The sequence below is a fragment of the Flavonifractor plautii ATCC 29863 genome (assembly GCF_000239295.1).
Lineage (GTDB): Bacteria > Bacillota > Clostridia > Oscillospirales > Oscillospiraceae > Flavonifractor > Flavonifractor plautii.
This window is the reverse complement of sequence record NZ_JH417824.1, coordinates 1-840: the sequence shown is the minus strand read 5'-3', so window position 1 is coordinate 840 and position 840 is coordinate 1. Positions and strand designations below refer to the sequence as shown.

The following is an 840-nucleotide window of genomic DNA, read 5'->3' as shown; positions in this document are numbered from 1 at the left end:
GGACAGGGTGAGCATCATGGACAGGGCCAGGCAGGCGGCCATGGCAAGGGACAGAATGCGTTTTTTCATTTGGTTTTCTCCTCTCAGTCGGATGATATGGCAATGCAGATCTCCTGCACAGTGCCCGAAGGCAGGCATCCAAAGGCGGACGCCGCGGCGGGGCCGCGTATTTTGGGGGAGTTGAACCGGGTAAGACGCGGCGGAGGGGGATCCGGGAACAGAACGGCATACAAGGAAATAATTCTACTGACAGTATAGCACAGCATGGGTATATATTCAACACCTTGTAGATAAAACCAAATGTTTTTTGCCATTCGATAAAATAGGGTAGCAGGCTAAGGGCGGAGGTTGGATGGATGAAAGACCTAGGGGAGCGGATCAAGGAATATCGGACCTCAATGAAGATGACCCAGGCCGATTTTGCCTGCCGTCTGGGGGTGACCGGAGCCTCTGTGTCGGCCTACGAGAACGGGACGCGGCTGCCCTCCTATGATATTCTGATTCGGATTGCGAATATTCTTGGAGTGAGTACCGATTCGCTGCTGGGGCGGCGGGGGATGGGCAGCGTTACCCTCGATGTAAGCAGGCTGACCCAGGAGCAGAGAGGTATCCTTCAGAGAACAGCAGACCTGTTTGCCGATTACAACCGTCTGTCGGGCGGCGGCGTATCCGGGGAAAAAGAGGAGCAAAAGGGGAGCTGACAGTTGTCAGCTCCCCTTTTTGGAGCGAAAAAGGGAGCTGCACAGGTGCAGCTCCCTCGGTGCGTACCGGGTTCAGTCCGCAGAGGAGAAGGACTGGGAGGCCAGCTCCACGCCGGCGGCGTCAAAATAGGTGACGACC

1 protein-coding gene is annotated in these 840 nt (G+C 56.2%); it reads left to right on the top strand.

Features of this window, described 5'->3' with window-relative positions; all coding sequences use genetic code 11:
* Positions 1–356: 356 nt before the first annotated feature.
* On the top strand, positions 357–701 hold the full coding sequence (locus tag HMPREF0372_RS14055) for a helix-turn-helix domain-containing protein (RefSeq protein ID WP_007493800.1): 345 nt from the start codon (positions 357–359) through the stop codon (positions 699–701).
* Positions 702–840 lie beyond the last annotated feature (139 nt).